Here is a 16,440-nt window from a genome sequence, read left to right as displayed (position 1 = left end):
TCACAAGTCCACGCAGGTTAAGACCGCGCGGAAGATCGGTTGCCGGCCCAAGACTTGGTTTTGCGTGGGCTAGCCTCGGCGTGTAAGAGCCGATGCCATCATGGCTACGCTTCCCGTTCCTGCCCCGCCGACCGCACCCAGCACGCACGGATCGAGCGCGGCCGGATCCGTCCGCGGCACCCGATCACTGCCCTTCACCGCGCGGCCGTTCTTCGAGAATAAAAGCCGCGCGTTCTGGACGTTGCAGGCGGTGGGGTGGAGCGGATACCTGCTGCTCCGCGGCGTCGTGTCGATCTCGAACGGAGTGACGCTCGACGTCGTGATCCCGGTGATCGTCGAGGCGATCCTCGGCTATTGCATTACGCTGCTGCTCTCGACCTTCTACGGGATGTATCGCGGGTTGCCGCGCCTTGTGGCGATATTCCTGACGATCGCGACGCTCGCTGCCGCGACGTTCCTGTACGCGGTGCTCGACGCGTTCACCTTCTCGTTCATCGCGAGTGCGACGCCGGGGGTGACGCTGGGCCGGCTGCTGGTGTCGATCTACATCACCTTCACGGTGCTGTTCGGGTGGTCGGCGCTGTATTTCGGGATCAACTTCTACCTGATCGTCGAACAGCAGATCGACCAGATGGAGCATCTCGAGAACCAGGCGTCGTCGGCGCAACTGGCGATGCTGCGGTACCAGCTCAATCCGCACTTCCTGTTCAACACGCTGAACTCGATCTCGACCTTGGTGCTGCTCAAGCAGACCGAGCGGGCGAACGCGATGCTGAGCCGGTTGTCGTCGTTCCTGCGCTATACGCTGGCGAACGAGCCGACCGCGCATGTGACGGTCGCGCAGGAGGTGGACCAGCTGAAGCTGTATCTGGAGATCGAGAAGATGCGCTTCGAAGACCGCATGCGACCGAAGTTCGAGATCGATCCGCGCGCCGAACGCGCCCGCCTGCCCTCGCTACTGCTGCAACCTTTGGTCGAAAACGCGATCAAATACGCCGTCACCCCGCAAGAGGAAGGCGCCGAAATCTGCGTCGAAGTGCGGCTCGCCGGGGAACGCGTGCAGATCGCCGTATCCGATACCGGTCCGGGCTTGATCGAGGGCCGGATCGGTTCAAGCCATTCGACAGGCGTGGGGCTCGCTAATATTAGAGACAGGTTGGCTCAGGCATATGGGCCCGACCACCGTTTCGAAACCCGCTCCACGCCCGCTGGCGGATTCTCGGTCGAGATCGAGATTCCGTATCAGCTTGAAGACGTGAACAGAGAGGCCTCATGACCATCCGTACCATTCTCGTCGACGACGAGCCGCTGGCGATCCAGGGGCTGGAACTCCGACTCCAGGCCCATGAAGACGTCGAGATCATCGAAAAATGCTCGAACGGCCGCGAGGCGATTCGCGCAATCAAGACGCACAAGCCCGACCTGGTCTTCCTCGATATCCAGATGCCGGGGTTCGACGGGTTCTCCGTCGTGCAGGGGCTGATGGAGGTCGAACCGCCGCTGTTCGTGTTCGTCACCGCCTATTCGGACCACGCGTTGCGTGCGTTCGAGGCGCAAGCGGTCGATTACCTGATGAAGCCGGTCGAGGAATCGCGGCTGGCGGATACGATCGAGCGGGTTCGGCAGCGTCTGTCCGAGAAGCGCGGGGTCGAGGAAGTCGATCGGTTGCGCGAAGTGCTCGCCGATGTCGCGCCCGATGCGGCGGCGGACATGCCCGACGGGGACGCCGTGTCGGCGAACCGGTTCGAGAAGCTCATCAACATCAAGGATCGCGGGCAGATCTTCCGCGTCGATGTGGATACGATCGAGCGGATCGATGCGGCTGGCGACTACATGTGCATTTATACCGGCGATAATACGCTGATTTTACGCGAGACGATGAAGGATCTGGAGAAGCGGCTCGATCCGCGCAGGTTCCAGCGGGTGCATCGGTCGACGATCGTGAACCTGGATCTGGTGAAGCAGGTCAAGCCGCATACTAACGGCGAGTGTTTCCTGGTGCTGAATTCGGGGGCGAGTGTGAAGGTTTCGCGGTCGTATCGTGATGTGGTGGCGCGGTTCGTTCACTGAGTTAGTCGTTGTCATCCCAGCGAAAGCTGGGACCTCCCGGTAACCGGCTCCGTCCTTGCCGATCGAGGTCCCGACTTTCGTCGGGATGACGGGGGTGCGTTTCGTTAGCGACCGCTTCCCCGCTTCCCGCAGCCCATTAACCAGTCTCTAAACCCCGCGGCCTAGAGCGGGGGGATGAAGACGTCGGGTTACGGCCTTTATCCACACGCGCTGATCAGCCTGCCCGCTCTGGTGATGGCGACGTCGTGCGTGCCGGCGGATCGGCCGGCGGCGATCGCTCGGGTCCAGCCGGAGCGGAACTCGCGCGCCTTGCTGAGCCGGATGGCGTTGCATGTGCCCGACGACATTTCCGCGAAGATCGCGACGGCCGCACCCGATGCGCCGTTTGCGGCTGCGGCGCCGTTCGTTGCACCACCGTTTCTGACTTCGAACTCCGTTGATGATGCTGGGCGCGCCGCCGACTGCCTGACTGCGGCGGTGTATTACGAGGCGCGATCGCAGTCGGAGGATGGGCAGCGGGCGGTGGCGCAGGTGGTGTTGAACCGCGTTCGCGACCGGGCCTTTCCGAACAGCGTTTGCGGGGTCGTGTATCAGGGGGCCGAGCGGCGGACCGGGTGCCAGTTCAGCTTTACCTGCGATGGCTCAATGAACCGGGCGCGCGAGCCGGGGGCTTGGGATCGCGCGCGGGCGGTGGCGAGCGCGGCGCTGGGTGGGAGCGTGTACGCGCCGGTTGGGGCGGCGACGTCGTTTCATACGACGAGCATCTTGCCTTGGTGGGCGTCTAGTCTCGCGCGGATCACGACGGTCGGGGCGCATGTGTTCTATCGCTGGCAGGGGGCGTTGGAGCGGGCTCTGACGTTTCGGCAGGCTTATGCCGGGGTCGAGCCTGGGGTTCGGGATGTTGGTTTGGCGAGCGGTGGTGGCGTGGCGGCGGTCGCGGCGCAGGTTGCTGGGGTTTCGGTGCATTATGGCAATCGGGATGACGTTGCGGACTCGGGTGCGGAGCCGGCCGATGCGTTGCATGGGGTGACGGTGCACCGGGGTGTGTCGCGGTCTGGTCCGGCGATTGCGGGTGCAGCGATTATGCCTACGCGGCTGGTTTCAGGTGTACGGGTTCATGTTGGTGGGCGGGCGGCTCCGATGATCGGCAGCGGTAACGCCGCCGACGCGGTCGTTTCGGACGAAACCTGATGGCTCCCTCCACTTTCGGGGGAGGGTCGGGGTGGGTCACTGCCCCGAGCGACACGTTCGCGGACGAGCCCCACCCCAGCCCTCCCCTGAAGGGGAGGGAGTTTTAGAGGCTCCCTATTCCAATACCTGCACCACCCCGGCGAAGGCCGGGGCCCAGTTGGGGGACGTCGCGAACGACGGACCGCGCTTCGTTACGACCACCTTGCCAACTGGGCCCCGGCCTTCGCCGGGGTGGTGGCTTATATAGAGGACGGATCCGCAATCTGATCCTCCCCCGCAAGGGCGAGGGGGCTGGCGCTTGCCAGACGGAGGGGGAGGCATGCGAAACGTCTGCTCCGTGTCCTCCCCCTCCGTCGCCTTTGGCGCCACCTCCCCCTGGCGGGGGAGGATCGAGAAGCGTTGGACTTGGGGATCGGTCCGTAAATGCCCCCCTTCCCCACCCTCGCAAAACCATGCTGCATCTGCTAACGGGACGCGCATGCTGAACCTGAACAATATCACGGTGCGCCTGGGCGGACGCGTTATCCTCGATGGCGCCACGGCCGCGTTGCCGCCGGGCTCGCGCGTCGGGCTGATCGGGCGCAACGGCGCGGGCAAGTCGACGATGGTGCGCGTGATCGCAGGGCAGCTCGAGCCCGACGACGGGTCCGCCGACATGCCGAAGGGCGCCCGCATCGGCTACCTCGCGCAGGAAGCGCCGCACGGCGTGAAGACACCGTTCGAGACCGTGCTCGAAGCCGATCTGGAGCGCGCCGCGCTGATGATCGAGAGCGAGACGAGCGAGGATCCCGACCGGCTCGGCGACGTGTACGAGCGGCTGATCGCGATCGACGCCTATACCGCGCCCGCACGCGCCGCGCAGATCCTGCTCGGACTCGGGTTCGACGAGGACATGCAGGCGCGCACGCTCGACAGCTTCTCGGGTGGCTGGAAGATGCGCGTCGCGCTTGCCGCTCTGCTGTTCTCGCAGCCGGACCTGCTGCTGCTCGACGAGCCTTCGAACCATCTCGATCTCGAGGCGGTGATGTGGCTGGAGGACTTCCTCAAGGGTTACAAGGCGACGATCGTGGTGGTCAGCCACGAGCGCGATTTCCTTAACAACGTGGTCGATCACATTTTGCATCTGCAGGGCGGCAAGATCACGCTGTATCCGGGCGGCTACGACGCGTTCGAGCGGCAGCGTGCCGAGCGGCTCGCGCAGATCGAGGCGGCGCGCGCCAACCAGGCGGTCCAGCGCGAGAAGCTGCAGGAATATATCGCCAAGAATTCCGCGCGGGCCTCGACCGCGAAGCAGGCGCAGTCGCGACAGAAGATGCTGTCGAAGATGCAGCCGATCGCCGAGAGCTATAACGATCCGACGCTGTCGTTCGGCTTCCCCAACCCGACCGAACTGCGGCCGCCGCTGATCACGCTCGACATGGCGACGGTAGGCTATGCCGACGTGCCGATCCTGAAGCGGCTCAACATGCGGCTCGATCCCGACGACCGGGTCGCGCTGCTCGGGCGCAACGGCAACGGCAAGACCACGCTCGCGCGGCTGCTGGCGGCGCAGCTGACGCCGATGGACGGCGAGATGTCGTCGTCGGGCAAGATGAAGGTCGGGTATTTCACGCAGTATCAGGTCGAGGAACTCGATCCGACCGATTCGCCGATCGAGCATATGTCGCATCTGATGAAGGGCGCGACTCCGGCTGCCGTACGCGCGCAATTGGGGCGGTTCGGCTTCTCGGGCGACAAGGCGACGACGCGGGTCGGCAAGCTGTCGGGTGGCGAGCGGGCGCGTCTGGCGCTGGCGCTGATCACGCGCGATGCGCCGCATCTGCTGATCCTCGATGAGCCTACCAACCATCTGGACGTCGATGCGCGCGAGGCGCTCGTACAGGCGCTCAATGCGTACACTGGCGCTGTCGTGCTGGTCAGCCATGATCGGCACATGCTGGAGCTGACCGCGGATCGCCTGGTGCTGGTCGACGACGGGACGGCGAAGGAGTTCGACGGCAGCCTCGACGATTATATCGCGTTCGTCCTGAAGGGCGATGGCGGCAAGGGCGATGCGGCGTCGAAGGCCGACAAGAAGGCGGGGAAGAAGGCTGCGGCCGAGGCGAAGAGCAACGATGCGGCGCTGCGGAAGGCCTTGCGCGAGATCGAGGAGCAGACCGCGAAGTTCACCAAGGAGCGGAATGCTCTGGACCGCGCGATGGTCGATCCGGCGACTGCGGAGCCGCGATTCTCGCGGATGTCGATGGGGGATCTGAGCAAGCGTCGCGCCGAGGTGAATGCGAAGCTCGAGGCTAGCGAGGCCAAGTGGCTTGAGGCTAGCGAGGCGCTGGAGGGAGTCGAAGCCTAGGCTTCCTTACGCCCCTCCCTGGAAGGGAGGGGTTGGGGGTGGGTCGGGTTCCGCGTGTTCAGGCAGTTGCGGCTCAAGCTGGCCTACCCACCCCCGGCCCCTCCCTTCCAGGGAGGGGGGAAGATTAGCGTCAGTCTTCGTTCGTCGCTGCCGGACGCTCGAACCAAGCCTCGACCGGACCGACCAGCTTCAGTGTCAGCGGGTTGCCGTTGCGGTCGACCTTCTTGCCGAGCGCGACTCGGATCCAGCCCTCCGAGATGCAATATTCCTCGACGTCGTGGCGCACCTTGTCCTTGAAGCGGATGCCGATGCCGCGTTCGAGCAGGTCCTGCTGGAAGAACGGGCTGCGCTGGTTGATCGAGAGGCGATCGGGGGGCGTGTCGCCGGTTGCGGCCGGGGTGGCGGCGGCTTCGGTCTCGGGGGTGTTGGGCGTATCGGTCATGGTCGCGCGTCTAGCGGCAAGCACCGGGCGCGCGCCACAAAAAAGGCACCTGACGAAAAAGCGGCGCCAGGATTGCTCCCGACGCCGCCTGTCGATCTCGTGATCGGATCAGTTGCAGACCCGCACCGAAACCCGGTCGCCATAATAGGGGTCGACCCGCCATTCGTTCCAGCACCGCGGCGCATAATAGGTCGCCACCGGCGCCTCGTAATAGACCCGCGGGGGCGGCGGTGGCGCGTCGTAATACCCGCGGTCGTAATAGCGCGGCCGGTTGCTGCTGGCGATCGCTGCACCGACGCCGAGGCCGAGGATACCGCCGAGCACCGCTGCGCCCGCGACATTGCCGCCGCCACGATGGTGATAGCCGCCCCAGCCGCCGCCGTAGCCACGGCCATACCCACCCCAGCGCTGCGCATCGGCCGGCGCGGCGGCAGTGAGTGCCGTAGCCGCCAAAGCGACGCCCAAACCTGCCTTCTTGAAAAACCCGTTCATCTTCCGAACTCCGTTACTAGTTACGCCCGGTCCGCTTGGGACAAACGCATAAGTGTCCGACCGTGTTTCAGGATTTAGGCGATTCGGTCTGAACTGGTTCGGAACGGCTTGTTAACCCACGGTATAGCTGGGGCAGTCCCGGGTGGGGACATTGCCGGCGCGGCAGGCCGGGCATTGTTCACGAATATCGGATAGGGTGCGGCGATGCGCAGGATGATGACGACGCGAGCGATCGCCTTTGCCGTGCTCGGCGGGAGTGCGGTGCTGATCGGTGGCCTGGCTTTGTCCGGGTCTCCGTTGAGGGTACGGGCGGTCGAGGCGCCGGCGCGGGTGGCTCAGGTCGCTGTGCCGGTTGCGAAGGCGGCGCCGAAGCCCGTTGCGGTCGCTGCCGAGGACCCGGCCGACGCGTATGTCGTGAAGCGGGTGCTGAACGTTCCAGAGCCTTTGCGGCATGGCGCGTATTACTGGGATACCGAGGGCGTGCCCGAGGGGCCGATCGTGATCACGATCGATCTGGTGGCGCAGACCTTGTCGATCTTTCGCAGCGGGTACGAGATCGGGACGGCGGCGGTGATCTATGGCGCGGATGAGAAGCCGACTCCGCTCGGCGTGTTCAAGATCACGCAGAAGGACGCGCATCATGTGTCGAACCTTTACGGGGCGCCGATGCCGTACATGATGCGGCTGACTAACGATGGGGTTTCGATCCATGGCAGCGCGTTGATGGATGGGAAGTACGCTACGCATGGGTGCGTTGGCGTGCCGACTGCGTTCGCGAAGCTGATCTTCGAGCAGGTTAGGCTGGGGGATCGGGTGATCGTGACGAGTGGGGAGATGTTGGCGCGGGGTGGACGGATTACTGCTGCTTGAGGGGGGCGGTTTTGGGTCGTGGTGCGGGGTGATGCCGCGGATCGTCTCCTCCGTCATCCTGACGAAAGTCAGGATCCAGAGCCACGAAGGTCGCCAGCCGTTACTCTGGATCCTGACTTTCGTCAGGATGACGGTAGCGAGCATGATCCCTACCGCGTCGACCGCTGCTTCGTGCCGCCCTTCGCCCCCCACCATCAACGTCCGTCATCCCCGCGCAGGCGGGGATCCATATCCTCTGACGTCTGCAAGGTACCCGCTAGGCTAGCCAATATGGGTTCCCGCCTCCGCGGGAATGACGGCGTGTAGCTGGGTGATCGACACGAATGCACAAAGAAAAAGGGCCGGAGGTTTCCCCCCGGCCCGTCTTCATTTCTTGCCCAGCGCGCCGCGGCAAAGCCGCGTCGTCGGACCTCGCTTTAGCGAGGCCGGCCGAGCTTGTAAGCTTGGCCGGCTTCGCCGTGCCAGGCTTACGCGCTCTGCTTAGCCCGGCTCGCCCGCTTGCGCTCGTTCGCATCCAGGAAGCGCTTGCGCAGACGGATCGACTTCGGCGTGACTTCGACCATCTCGTCGTCGTCGATGTACGCGATCGCCTGCTCCAGCGTCGCGCGCTTCGGCGGGGACAGGCGGACCTGGTCGTCCTTGCCGCCCGAGGCGCGGAAGTTGGTCAGCGCCTTGGTCTTCATCGGGTTGACCTCGAGGTCGTCCGGCTTGGCGTTCTCGCCGACGATCATGCCCTCATAGAGCGCCTCGCCGTGGCCCACGAACAGGATGCCGCGCTCTTCGAGCGGACCCAGTGCGTAGTTGTTCGCCTCGCCAGACCCGTTCGAGATCAGCACGCCGTTCTTGCGGCCCTCGATCGCGCCCTTGTGCGGACCGTACTTCTCGAACAGCCGATTCATGATCCCCGTGCCGCGCGTGTCGGACAGGAACTCGCCATGATAACCGATCATCCCGCGCGACGGCGCCGAGAAGGTGATGCGGGTCTTGCCGCCGGTCGACGGACGCATGTCGGTCAGCTCGGCCTTACGCGTGTTCATCTTCTCGACGACGGTGCCCGAATGCTCCTCGTCGACGTCGATGATGACGGTCTCGTACGGCTCGGTCTTCTTGCCGTTCTCGTCCTCGCCGAACAGCACGCGCGGACGCGAAATGCCCAGCTCGAAGCCCTCGCGGCGCATCGTCTCGATCAGCACGCCCAGCTGAAGCTCGCCGCGGCCGGCGACTTCGAAGCTGTCCTTGTCGGCCGCCTCGGTCACCTTCACGGCGACGTTCGACTCGGCTTCGCGGAACAGGCGCTCGCGGATCATGCGGCTCGTCACCTTGCTGCCTTCGCGGCCCGCCATCGGCGAATCGTTCACGGCAAAACGCATCGACAGCGTGGGGGGATCGATCGGCTGCGCGTGCAGCGGCTCGGTCACCGTGATGTCGGCGATCGTGTCGGCCACGGTCGCGACCGAGAGACCTGCGAGCGAGATGATGTCGCCAGCCTTGGCTTCGTCGACGGGAACCCGCTCGAGACCACGGAACGACATGATCTTGGACGCACGACCGGTCTCGATGATCTTGCCGTCGTTATCGAGTGCGTGGATCGCCTGGTTGGTCTTCACGGTACCCGAATTGACGCGACCGGTGAGGACACGGCCGAGGAACGGATCGCGGTCGAGCAGCGTGACGAGGAAGGTGAACGGCACGCCGGCGACTTCCACGGCGGGCGGCGGCACGTGCTTCACGATCGTCTCGAACATCGGGATCAGCGTGCCTTCGCGCGCGTCCATGTCGGTCGAGGCATAGCCGTTGCGACCCGATGCGTAGAGCACGGGGAAGTCGAGCTGGTCGTCGTTCGCGTCGAGCGACACGAACAGGTCGAACACTTCGTCGAGCACTTCCTGGATGCGCGCGTCGTTGCGATCGACCTTGTTGACGACGACGATCGGCTTCAGGCCGAGCGCCAGCGCCTTGCCAGTGACGAACTTGGTCTGCGGCATCGCGCCTTCCGACGAATCGACCAGCAGGACGACGCCGTCGACCATCGACAGGATGCGCTCGACTTCGCCGCCGAAATCGGCGTGGCCGGGCGTGTCGACGATGTTGATGCGGATGCTCTCGGACTCGCCGGGAGGGGTCCAGTCGACCGAGGTCGGCTTGGCGAGAATGGTGATGCCACGCTCTTTTTCGAGGTCGTTCGAATCCATTGCGCGCTCTTCGACGCGCTGGTTGTCGCGGAAGGTGCCGGACTGGCGGAAGAGCTGGTCGACCAGCGTCGTCTTGCCGTGATCGACGTGCGCAATGATCGCCACGTTGCGGAGGCTCATGAATGTATTCTCTTGATCGAGGAACGGGGTTGGCGCGCGCCATAGCGTAATTGTTGCGCCGCGGGAAGACGCAGCGGGATTTCGTCGCCTTTAGAGGGAACCTCCGCGGCGCTTGTATGTTCCGGCGGCGAGAATAGTACGGGGATCGCGGACCGCCAGCATTGCCCTTAGCGCGGCGTGCTTGTCGGGCGCGGCGGCATAGTAACGCTGCCAGATCCGCAGCCCCATCCAATAGCCGAGTTCGGGTGGCCAGCCGGCGGGCGGCGTGGAGTAGTTGCCGATCCAGCGGGCGTACGCCTTGGCTTCGGGCGAGCCTTGCTCGGGGTCGTCCTTGTCGGTGAGCTTGCGGGTGAGCGCGATGTCGGCCTGCATCTGGCGCCAGAGTTCGGCCTCGCGCGGGGTGGCCCAGGCGGCGCGGGCGGCGTCGGGCTCCTCGCCGGTGACGAGTTGCGCGATGAAGTCCGCCGCGCCCTCGACGAGAATCGCGGCGAGCAGGGGATCGCGGGCGAGCGTCATGCCGGCGTCCTGCTGGAAGGAATGCACCGTCTCGTGTGCGAAGAAATGGCGGAGCGTCTGGCGCAGTTTCTCGGGCGTCGGCGACATGCGGCACAGCACTTCGAGCCCGAGTACCTGCGCGCCTGGCTTGGCGGTGCCACCGGAGGTGTGTGCGCCAAAGACTATATAGACCTGCGGGAGCTTCACGTCGGGGAGCGCGCCGTGGAGGCCGAGATAGATCGCGCGTAGATCGGCGGTGGCGGCCTTGGCGGCGGGGAGGCAGGTCTTGATCGCCTGCGCATAGCGGGTGGGGTTGGCAGCGATGGCACGCGCGAGATTGTCCGCATCGACGATCCGGCCGGGGGTGAAGACGCCGATCCCGAAACTGCCTTTGTCGAGATAGTCGCGTTTCAGCTGCGCGGCGGTGGGCTTGCCTTTGGTCTTGGCGAAGAGCGCGGCGAAGCGGTCGGCGTCTTCGGTGTGGATCGTGGCGGTGAGCGGGTCGGCTGGCGGGGGACGATTCGTGGCTGCCGCTGGGAGGAGGGCGAGCGCGAGAATCAGCGGGCGGAGCATGGTGCAGAGTATCGCGTGTTTGCCGGGGCGCTAGAGCGGATATTGTAATCCTCCCCCGCCAGGGGGAGGTGTCGCCGAAGGGGACGGAGGGGGAGGACACGGAGCAGAGGTTGGCGCGTGCCGCCCCCTCCGTCAGGCAAGAGCCTGCCACCTCCCCCTTGCGGGGGAGGATCGTGAGGTAGCGGCGACCAGAACGCCCCGCCCTCCATTCCACCCCGGCGAAGGCCGGGGCCCAGTTGGAAAGGTGGCAATAACGACGTGCCGCGATCCGTCAGCAACGTCCCCCAACTGGGCCCCGGCCTCCGCCGGGGTGGTGCACACCCTTGCAAGTCATCCCCGCGGAGGCGGGGATCTATATTCTCAGGAGGCTGGCAACTTTATCTCGAGGCCTGCCAGTATGGATCCCCGCCTGTGCGGGGATGACGTGGGTGGTATTAGAACCCTTCCAGCACGATCTTCCCCTTCGCCGTATGGCTCTCGATCCGCTCATGCGCCTTGCGCAAATTCCCCGCATCGATCTTCCCGAAATTCTCCGCGAGCGTCGTCCGGATCGTCCCCGCATCCACCAGCCGCGCGACCTCGTCGAGCAACTTGCCCTGCTCGCCCATGTCCGCGGTCTGGAACAGCGCGCGCGTGTACATCAGCTCCCAGTGCACCGAGATCGACTTCTGCTTGAGCGGCACGATGTCGAGCGTCTTCGGATCGTCGATCAGCGCCAACCGGCCCTGCGGCGCCAGCAGCTCGCCGATCTCGGCGATGTGCTCGTCGGTATGCGTCGTCGAGAACACGAACCCCGGCGCGCCGAGCCCGAGCGCCTCGACCTGCGCGGCGAGCGGCTTGCGATGATCGATCACGTGATGCGCGCCGAGCTCCTCGACCCAGCCCCGCGTCTCGTCGCGCGACGCGGTGGCGATCACGGTCAGGTCGGTGAGCTGCCGCGCGAGCTGGATCGTGATCGAGCCGACCCCGCCTGCCCCGCCGATGATCAGGATCGCGTTCGCCGCACCGGGGACGGGTTTGCGCACGTCGAGCCGGTCGAACAGCGTCTCCCACGCGGTGACCGAGGTCAGCGGTAGCGCCGCGGCCTGCGCCCAGTCGAGCGATGCCGGCTTGTGCCCGACGATGCGCTCGTCGACGAGGTGATACTCCGAGTTGGTGCCGGGCCGGTCGATCGCGCCTGCGTAGAACACGTCGTCGCCGACCTTGAACCCGGTCACGTCCGGACCGATCGCGACGACGACGCCCGATGCGTCCCAGCCCAGCACCTGCGGCTTGCCGTCGGGATCTTCGCGACGCTGGCGGATCTTGGTGTCGACCGGGTTGACCGACACCGCCTTCACCTCGACCAGCAGGTCGCGACCCGCCGCTTCGGGCTTGGGGAGATCAAGATCGACGAGCGACTGCGGATCGTCGATCGGGAGCGACTTGGTATAGCCGATGGCGCGCATGCTGGAACTCCTGTGATGTCGCCGACAACCTGTCCACGCCCGCGCCCGGTTTCAAGGAGAGCAGTTGGCAAGCCTGAGTGTATTATCTATATACGCCACTTGAACGCGGGGCGGGTTGCAGCCACCATGCCCCACCGAACGGAGACACGAGCATGGCGACGACCCCGAACACGCTGACGGAAGAGCCGGGCCTGGTGCTGACCCCGCCCGATCCGGTGCCGACCGTCGCCGCCGCCAAGGCGTCTGGCCTCGTCCCGGTCGATGCCGGCGTGAAGTCGCAGCTCGAGGAACGCGTCTCGGGCTTCGTCACCGATCTCGTCGCGCAGGACGTGAACTCCCCCGAATTCGGCAAGCGAGTCGATGCGATCACCGCGATGGGCGCGAAGGAAATCCGCGACGCCGCCGGCCAGTCGAACCGCTTCCTCGATCGCCCGGTCAAGGCGATGGATCAGGAGACCGGCGTCGGCAAGGACCTCGCCGAGCTTCGCCGCGTCGTCGAGGATCTCGATCCCGGCAAGAAGGGCAACCTCACCGCGCCGCAGAAGCTGTTCGGGATCATCCCGTTCGGTGGCAAGATGCGCAATTATTTCGACGGCTATAAGTCGTCGCAGACGCACATCGCGCAGATCTTGAAGAGCCTCGGCTCGGGCAAGGACGAGTTGCTGATGGACAATGCCGCGATCGATACCGAGCGCGCGAACCTGTGGGCGGCGATGGGCCGGCTCGAGCAGATGATCCATCTGTCGAAGACGATGGACGCCAAGCTGGAGGACGTCGCGAACGACCTCGACCACAGCGATCCCGCCAAGGCGAAGGCAATCCGCGAAACCGCGCTGTTCTACACGCGCCAGCGTACGCAGGACCTGCTGACGCAGATGGCGGTGACCGTGCAGGGCTATCTCGCGCTCGATCTGGTCAAGAAGAACAATGTCGAGCTGGTGAAGGGCGTCGATCGCGCCTCGACCACGACCGTCTCCGCGCTGCGCACCGCGGTGACGGTGGCACAGGCGCTGACCAACCAGAAGCTGGTGCTGGAGCAGATCACCGCGCTCAACACGACCACCGCGAACATCATCGATTCGACCGGCAAGCTGCTGAAATCGCAGACCGCGCAGATCCACGAACAGGCCGCGTCGGCGACGATCCCGCTGGAAACGCTGCAGCGCGCGTTCCAGAATATCTACGACACGATGGACGCGATCGACGTATTCAAGCTGAAGGCGCTCGATTCGATGAAGGTCACCGTCGGCGCGTTGTCGAACGAGGTCGATAAATCGCGCGGGTATATCGCGCGTGCCGAAGGCGCGACGCAGGGGCAGTTGGGCGGACCTTCCGCCAGCCCGTTCAAGCTGGAGGCGATGTAACCCTCGTGAGCGAAGTCGACGACGCCATCGCCAACGCCCGCGCCTCATGGTCGCGCATTTCCGACGACCGGACGGGCACCGTCATCGCACGCTCGCCATCGCGGGGGCGGGCAAGGCAGACTCAGGCGATCGGCAAGCGACTGACCCGGATCGCGGTCGCCGACGTCGCCATCCTGATCGCGGCGATGGTGATCGGCTGGATCATGCCGCTCGGGATCGGTGGCGCGATGCTGGTGATGGCGCTGCTGGTCGCCGCCACGGTACTGTTCGCGGTTTGGCCAGCGGAACGCGCGCCTACGCCCGAGCGGCTCGCGGCAGTCGACATCCGTGCCCTCCCCGCGCAGACCGAACGCTGGCTCGAAGCACAGCGCCCCGCCCTCCCCGCACCCGCGATGACGCTGGTCGACCGGATCGGCCTGCGCCTCGAAACGCTGACGCCGCAGCTCGCGACGCTCGACGCGAACACGCAGGAAGCGGTCGACGTGCGGAAACTGATCGGTGAACAGCTCCCCGCCTTCGTCAAGGATTACGAGAAGGTCCCGGCGTCGCTCCGCACGACGCCGCGCAACGGCCGCTCACCCGACGCCGAACTGGTCGACGGGCTGAAGCTGATCGAACAGGAAATCGGCGAGATGACCGCGCGCCTCGCGCAGAGCGACCTCGACAACCTCTCCACCCGCGGTCGCTTCCTGGAGATGAAGTACAAGGATTGAGGCGGTGAAGCGCACCCGCCTCAGCGTCTGCCGCCGCAAGGCGCGCTTCGTCTCCGAAGCCGATGCGCTCGTCGTGGCGCAGACCGGACGCGTACCGCTGAGGGCCTATCGCTGCGATCGGTGCCCGCACTTTCACCTCTCCAGCAGGACAAAGGGCAAGCGCGTGCCTGGGTCGCCGACATGATTTCGAACGGAGAGGAAACCGCGTGGTCGGGCAGACCGAGCCTGCAACATGAGGCTGATTCTTGAAGTTCGCGTGCAGGGGCGAATGCCCAGCAAGCTAATCGCCTCATCAGCGCAGGCTATTTCGGTTCATCCCGTTTTTTCGTCGTTTTCATGCTCCTCGCGATACTCGATGCCTGCCACAATGCGTCATGATTGGGCGATGTCGTGTATAGACCGCTTAGATAGTCCTGATCGAAACGCGTGATGCTCGTCGGCGCTACGATCGCGTCTGCGAACAGCGACAGGATCGATGTCGTCGGCGCGGGATGTCCGAGCCCCGGTCGGGCGAGCGCCACCATTGCCACATAGTCGGACAGGGCATCCAGCTTGACCGATCCTATCTGCGCAGGATCGACAATCACCAGCATGGACGACACGATACCGCGCGTGATCTCGTTGATCCGTGTCGCGCTGCCTGTAAAACCCGATGAAGCAGCGGATGGCATCGCCCCATCCTTGAAATATCCATTCAACGCCGACGACGCATTTGTCGCCGCACCCTCGTATGTCGTGCCGATCCACCGGACCGGCTGCTTTGGCTGACGGAAACGGTCGAGACGCGCCGATCCCTCCCTGCGCAGGGTGATCGGATATTTGTCGGCCACGCTTTTGGCGACCGCATCGGCCTGCGGAGACACCACGATCAGGATCGTGGGCGAGCACCCTGGCTTGCCACTTCGAAGATGGACCGAATTGGCGACCTGCGCGATCCGGTCATTCATCATCTGCGCCTGCGCGGCATCGAGGCCGATGACCCCCGTACAGATTTGCCGATCCCACCGTGGCAACTGGTGAGTCGGCATGGGATCCGCCAGACGCTTGACGAAATCGCGGATGACCGCCTCATTGCGCGCCTCAACGACGATGTCCGGCTTGACCGGAGCCGGTTCGGTCGCAGCTTGAAGCGCTATCGCCTGGAGCAGAATCGCGATCGACACGGACAAGGACATATCTTCTCTCCGCCGCCGCTCCGGTTATCAGAGGACCACAACACAGGATAAGACGCATACATCGACGTGGCGTCAACCGGCGGTCCATTCGCGGTAACGACATTGGGCCGATTTTGAACCTTGTCCGTCAGCCAGCGTGGGGGCCCAAGCAGTCTCTACTGCAACTGTACGCGAGCGCGATCAGACAGCCGTTCTACGGCCGCGGCGTGGATACCCGCCACGCTCGTCAATATGCCGAACGCCTGCGGGCGCGGTTTGTTGAAGACGAGCGGCGCGCCCAACGCATCGCTGACCGTCGCCCCGGCTTCGCTCGCAACGAGGACCGCGGCGGCGATGTCCCATTCGTTGCCCCAGCGCAACGTCGCGACGAGGTCGGCTTCGTCGGCGGCAACCATCGCTATGCGGAGCGCGATCGAATTAGGTTTGTGGACCATCACGAGGTCGCGATCGGCCTTGGGGAGCGCGTCGACAGGGGTACGGCTGCCGGGGAATTGAGTGCGATCACCGGCCTGAAGCGGGATGCCGTTGCGGGTGGCGCCCTGCCCGGCCACGGCATGCCAGCGTTCGTCGCGCGACGTCGCTTCTAGAATACCGATTACCGGGCGGCCGCGGTCGACCAAGGCGACCGAGACGCACCAGCCGGGACGGGCGCGGATATAGTCTCGCGTGCCGTCGATCGGGTCGACCACCCATAGCAGGTCGTGGGCGAGGCGGTCGGCGTTGTCGGCGGTTTCCTCGGACAGCCAGCCGGCTTCCGGGAGAAGGGTCGACAGCCGCGCCTTGAGCATGCGGTCGATCGCGATGTCGAGCTCGCAGACCGGACTGCCGGGGGTCTTTTCCCAGCGCCGGAAGTCGGTGTCGAAGCGGTCGAGCGCCATCGCGCCAGCCTCCGCGGCGATCTTAGCGACCGCGTCCGCCATAGCTCGCAGCCATGCCGGAGATCGTTCC

At 65.2% G+C, this 16,440-nt stretch carries 15 protein-coding genes; 8 read left to right on the top strand and 7 right to left on the bottom strand.

Features of this window, described 5'->3' with window-relative positions; translation table 11 throughout:
- Positions 1-100: 100 nt before the first annotated feature.
- From C8J43_RS06150 to C8J43_RS06135, 4 genes are all read left to right on the top strand, one after another.
- The gene (locus C8J43_RS06150) at positions 101-1,276 is read left to right on the top strand and encodes a sensor histidine kinase (protein ID WP_082470895.1); all 1,176 of its coding nucleotides are present in this window, start codon (positions 101-103) and stop codon (positions 1,274-1,276) included.
- The gene (locus C8J43_RS06145) at positions 1,273-2,070 is read left to right on the top strand and encodes a LytTR family DNA-binding domain-containing protein (RefSeq protein ID WP_031393111.1); all 798 of its coding nucleotides are present in this window, start codon (positions 1,273-1,275) and stop codon (positions 2,068-2,070) included. The genes C8J43_RS06150 and C8J43_RS06145 overlap by 4 nt, the downstream gene beginning before the upstream one ends.
- A gap of 174 nt (positions 2,071-2,244) precedes the next feature.
- Complete coding sequence (locus tag C8J43_RS06140) at positions 2,245-3,261, top strand: cell wall hydrolase (protein ID WP_133030179.1); 1,017 nt, start codon at positions 2,245-2,247, stop codon at positions 3,259-3,261.
- A 478-nt stretch (positions 3,262-3,739) separates the two neighbouring features.
- A complete protein-coding gene (locus tag C8J43_RS06135) occupies positions 3,740-5,608 on the top strand; it encodes an ABC-F family ATP-binding cassette domain-containing protein (RefSeq protein WP_133030178.1) in 1,869 nt (622 codons plus the stop codon).
- Between the two features lie 130 nt (positions 5,609-5,738).
- Here C8J43_RS06135 and C8J43_RS06130 read toward each other — a convergent pair whose 3' ends face one another.
- Positions 5,739-6,050 carry a DUF3297 family protein gene (locus C8J43_RS06130; protein ID WP_133030177.1) on the bottom strand — a complete coding sequence of 104 codons (312 nt, stop codon included), beginning with the start codon at positions 6,048-6,050 and terminating at the stop codon, positions 5,739-5,741.
- 108 nt (positions 6,051-6,158) lie between these two features.
- A complete protein-coding gene (locus C8J43_RS06125; RefSeq protein ID WP_056051987.1) occupies positions 6,159-6,542 on the bottom strand; it encodes a hypothetical protein in 384 nt (127 codons plus the stop codon).
- Positions 6,543-6,758: 216 nt separating this feature from the next.
- Here C8J43_RS06125 and C8J43_RS06120 point away from each other — a divergent pair, with 216 nt between their 5' ends.
- Positions 6,759-7,412: a L,D-transpeptidase family protein gene (locus C8J43_RS06120; RefSeq protein WP_243645450.1), complete on the top strand. Its 654-nt coding sequence runs from the start codon at positions 6,759-6,761 to the stop codon at positions 7,410-7,412.
- Between the two features lie 467 nt (positions 7,413-7,879).
- Here C8J43_RS06120 and typA read toward each other — a convergent pair whose 3' ends face one another.
- From typA to C8J43_RS06105, 3 genes are all read right to left on the bottom strand, one after another.
- Positions 7,880-9,724 carry a translational GTPase TypA gene (gene typA, locus C8J43_RS06115; protein ID WP_056051990.1) on the bottom strand — a complete coding sequence of 615 codons (1,845 nt, stop codon included), beginning with the start codon at positions 9,722-9,724 and terminating at the stop codon, positions 7,880-7,882.
- 90 nt (positions 9,725-9,814) lie between these two features.
- Positions 9,815-10,792: a DUF2268 domain-containing putative Zn-dependent protease gene (locus C8J43_RS06110; RefSeq protein ID WP_133030175.1), complete on the bottom strand. Its 978-nt coding sequence runs from the start codon at positions 10,790-10,792 to the stop codon at positions 9,815-9,817.
- A 434-nt stretch (positions 10,793-11,226) separates the two neighbouring features.
- The gene (locus C8J43_RS06105) at positions 11,227-12,240 is read right to left on the bottom strand and encodes a zinc-binding alcohol dehydrogenase family protein (RefSeq protein ID WP_133030174.1); all 1,014 of its coding nucleotides are present in this window, start codon (positions 12,238-12,240) and stop codon (positions 11,227-11,229) included.
- Between the two features lie 152 nt (positions 12,241-12,392).
- Between C8J43_RS06105 and C8J43_RS06100 the strand changes: the two genes are divergently transcribed.
- The 3 genes from C8J43_RS06100 to C8J43_RS06090 are packed head-to-tail and all read left to right on the top strand — an operon-like array spanning position 12,393 to position 14,501.
- A complete protein-coding gene (locus tag C8J43_RS06100; protein WP_056066683.1) occupies positions 12,393-13,604 on the top strand; it encodes a toxic anion resistance protein in 1,212 nt (403 codons plus the stop codon).
- Positions 13,605-13,609: 5 nt separating this feature from the next.
- The gene (locus tag C8J43_RS06095; protein WP_243645449.1) at positions 13,610-14,317 is read left to right on the top strand and encodes a hypothetical protein; all 708 of its coding nucleotides are present in this window, start codon (positions 13,610-13,612) and stop codon (positions 14,315-14,317) included.
- A gap of 4 nt (positions 14,318-14,321) precedes the next feature.
- The gene (locus C8J43_RS06090; RefSeq protein WP_133030173.1) at positions 14,322-14,501 is read left to right on the top strand and encodes a hypothetical protein; all 180 of its coding nucleotides are present in this window, start codon (positions 14,322-14,324) and stop codon (positions 14,499-14,501) included.
- Between the two features lie 118 nt (positions 14,502-14,619).
- Here the strand turns inward: C8J43_RS06090 and C8J43_RS06085 are convergent, their stop codons facing one another.
- Together C8J43_RS06085 and C8J43_RS06080 are read right to left on the bottom strand one after the other, a co-directional pair.
- Positions 14,620-15,480, bottom strand: a complete 861-nt coding sequence (locus C8J43_RS06085) for a hypothetical protein (protein ID WP_165899559.1) — start codon at positions 15,478-15,480, stop codon at positions 14,620-14,622.
- Positions 15,481-15,647: 167 nt separating this feature from the next.
- Positions 15,648-16,412 carry a 3'(2'),5'-bisphosphate nucleotidase CysQ gene (locus C8J43_RS06080; protein WP_133030171.1) on the bottom strand — a complete coding sequence of 255 codons (765 nt, stop codon included), beginning with the start codon at positions 16,410-16,412 and terminating at the stop codon, positions 15,648-15,650.
- Positions 16,413-16,440 lie beyond the last annotated feature (28 nt).

Origin of the sequence: Sphingomonas sp. PP-CE-1G-424, from assembly GCF_004341085.1 — a bacterium.
Taxonomy (GTDB): Bacteria; Pseudomonadota; Alphaproteobacteria; order Sphingomonadales; family Sphingomonadaceae; genus Sphingomonas.
This window is presented reverse-complemented; position numbering and strand designations above follow the sequence as displayed.